General features: G+C 57.4%; 2 rRNA genes. Both read left to right on the forward strand.

The features are described from left to right. Nucleotides 1–87: 87 nt before the first annotated feature. Nucleotides 88–3221: ribosomal RNA gene (locus NE235_RS37030) — 23S ribosomal RNA — on the forward strand. 82 nt (nucleotides 3222–3303) lie between these two features. Continuing rightward, nucleotides 3304–3420: ribosomal RNA gene (rrf, locus tag NE235_RS37035) — 5S ribosomal RNA — on the forward strand. Nucleotides 3421–3427: the final 7 nt, after the last annotated feature.

Below are 3427 nucleotides of genomic sequence, written 5' to 3' on the forward strand. Positions count from 1 at the left end.
TGGTGGTTTGGTGGTGGCTGGGGGTTGGTTCTGTCCGTGTTTTGAGAACTGCATAGTGAACGCGAGCATCTTATTCTTTTGTAGTGTGTTCAAGTTTTTTAGGGCACACGGTGGATGCCTTGGCACCAGGAGCCGATGAAGGACGTGGGAGCCTGCGATATGCCCCGGGGAGTTGGCAACCGAGCGTTGATCCGGGGATTTCCGAATGGGGAAACCTAGCACCTGTCATGGGGTGTTGCCTCCGTCTGAATGTATAGGGCGGTTGGTGGTAACGCGGGGAAGTGAAACATCTCAGTACCCGCAGGAAGAGAAAACAATAGTGATTCCCTGAGTAGTGGTGAGCGAAAGGGGATGAGGCTAAACCATGCGCGTGTGATAGCCGGCGGGTGTTGCGTGTGTGGGGTTGTGGGAGCGCCCTTGCTTGGACCGCCGTCCAGGCGTGGAGTTATAAAACAGCAGGGTAGTCGAACGATCTGGGATGGTCGACCGTAGTCGGTGAGAGTCCGGTAGGCGAAATCTTGTTGTCTTCATTGGGTGTTTCCCGAGTAGCACGGGGCTCGTGGAATCTCGTGTGAATCTGCCAGGACCACCTGGTAAGCCTGAATACTCCCTGGTGACCGATAGCGGACTAGTACCGTGAGGGAAAGGTGAAAAGTGCCCCGGTGAGGGGTCGTGAAAGAGTACCTGAAACCGTGTGCCTACAAGCCGTCAGAGCTCCCGCATCAACTTGTTGGTGTGGTGTGATGGCGTGCCTTTTGAAGAATGAGCCTGCGAGTTATGGTGTGTGGCGAGGTTAACCCGTGTGGGGGAGCCGTAGCGAAAGCGAGTCTGAATAGGGCGTTTTTAGTCGCATGCTGTAGACCCGAAGCGGAGTGATCTACCCATGGGCAGGTTGAAGCGCGGGTAAGACCGTGTGGAGGACCGAACCCACCAGGGTTGAAAACCTGGGGGATGACCTGTGGGTAGGGGTGAAAGGCCAATCAAACTCCGTGATAGCTGGTTCTCCCCGAAATGCATTTAGGTGCAGCGTCGCGTGTTTCTTGCCGGAGGTAGAGCTACTGGATGGCCTAGGGGGCCTACAAGCTTACTGAAGTCAGCCAAACTCCGAATGCCGGTAAGTGAAGCGTGGCAGTGAGACTGCGGGCGATAAGGTTCGTAGTCGAGAGGGAAACAGCCCAGATCACCGGCTAAGGCCCCTAAGCGTGTGCTAAGTGGTAAAGGATGTGGAGTTGCCGTGACAACCAGGAGGTTGGCTTAGAAGCAGCCATCCTTGAAAGAGTGCGTAATAGCTCACTGGTCAAGTGATTCCGCGCCGACAATGTAGCGGGGCTCAAGCACATCGCCGAAGCCGTGGCACTGCAACGTTACCCAGGCGTTCCTTTGGGGCGTCCAGGGGTTGTGGTGGGTAGGGGAGCGCCGCGCCACCGGGGAAGCATCGGAGTGATCCAGGTGTGGAGGTGGCGCGGGTGAGAATGCAGGCATGAGTAGCGAATGAGGGGTGAGAAACCCCTCCGCCGGATGACCAAGGGTTCCTGGGGCAGGCTAATCCGCCCAGGGTAAGTCGGGACCTAAGGCGAGGCCGAGAGGCGTAGTCGATGGACAACGGGTTGATATTCCCGTACCCGCTGATACGCGCCCATGCTGAACCCACTGATACTAACATCGCGGACTTTGCTTTCGGCCTTCGGGCCGGCTGTTGAAGCGAGTGGTGGACCTGAGGTGGTAGTAGGTAAGTGATGGGGTGACGCAGGAGGGTAGCTCAGCCCAGGCGATGGTTGTTCCTGGGGTAAGCATGTAGGGCGTGTCATAGGTAAATCCGTGGCACATTGAGCCTGAGATGTGATGCCGAGCCGATTTAGGTGAAGTGAGTGATCCCATGCTGTCGAGAAAAGCCTCTAGCGAGTGTGTCGGCGGCCCGTACCCGAAACCGACTCAGGTGGTCAGGTAGAGAATACCAAGGCGCTCGGGTGAACTGTGGTTAAGGAACTCGGCAAATTGCCCCCGTAACTTTGGGAGAAGGGGGGCCCCTGCTGGTGACCAGGCTAGCTCTGTGAGCTGGTGGGGGTCGCAGATACCAGGGGGAAGCGACTGTTTACTAAAAACACAGGTCCGTGCGAAGTCGTAAGACGCTGTATACGGACTGACGCCTGCCCGGTGCCGGAACGTTAAGGGGACCGGTTAGCGCTTCGGCGCGAAGCTGAGAACCTAAGCGCCGGTAAACGGCGGTGGTAACTATAACCATCCTAAGGTAGCGAAATTCCTTGTCGGGTAAGTTCCGACCTGCACGAATGGCGTAACGACTTCCCCACTGTCTCAACCACAGGCCCGGTGAAATTGCACTACGAGTAAAGATGCTCGTTACGCGCAGCAGGACGGAAAGACCCCGGGACCTTCACTATAGCTTGGCATTGGCGTTTGGAGCGTCTTGTGTAGGATAGGTGGGAGACTGTGAAGCCATCACGCCAGTGGTGGTGGAGTCGTTGGTGAAATACCACTCTGGTCGTTTCGAGCGTCTAACCCGCGCCCGTGTATCCGGGTGGGGGACAGTGCCTGGTGGGTAGTTTAACTGGGGCGGTTGCCTCCCAAAGAGTAACGGAGGCGCCCAAAGGTTCCCTCAGCCTGGTTGGCAATCAGGTGTTGAGTGCAAGGGCACAAGGGAGCTTGACTGTGAGACAGACATGTCGAGCAGGTGCGAAAGCAGGGCCTAGTGATCCGGCACCGACGTGTGGAAGTGGTGTCGCTCAACGGCTAAAAGGTACCCCGGGGATAACAGGCTGATCTTGCCCAAGAGTCCATATCGACGGCAAGGTTTGGCACCTCGATGTCGGCTCGTCGCATCCTGGGGCTGGAGTAGGTCCCAAGGGTTGGGCTGTTCGCCCATTAAAGCGGCACGCGAGCTGGGTTTAGAACGTCGCGAGACAGTTCGGTCCCTATCCGCTGTGCGCGTAGGAGACTTGCGAGGGTCTGTCCCTAGTACGAGAGGACCGGGACGGACGAACCTCTGGTGTGCCAGTTGTACCGCCAGGTGCATGGCTGGTTGGCTACGTTCGGTCGGGATAACCGCTGAAAGCATCTAAGCGGGAAGCCTTCCTCCAGATGAGGTCTCCCAACCCTTTGTGGTTGTAAGGCCCCCAGCTAGACGACTGGGTTGATAGGCCGGAGATGGAAGCACCGTGAGGTGTGGAGTTGACCGGTACTAATAGGCCGAGTGGCTTGACACACACTCTTATTTGTTCGCGTTCACTATGCGGTTCCCGGGACACGGCCGGGAACACTGACCCCGAGACCGGTCTCATTGATCGTTTCGGTGGTTATGGCGAAGGGGAAACACCCGGTCCCATTCCGAACCCGGTAGTTAAGCCCTTCAGCGCCGATGGTACTGCACTGGAGACGGTGTGGGAGAGTAGGACGCCGCCGGACACTTACA

It is taken from the genome of Actinoallomurus spadix, from assembly GCF_024055725.1.
Taxonomy (GTDB): Bacteria; Actinomycetota; Actinomycetes; order Streptosporangiales; family Streptosporangiaceae; genus Actinoallomurus; species Actinoallomurus spadix.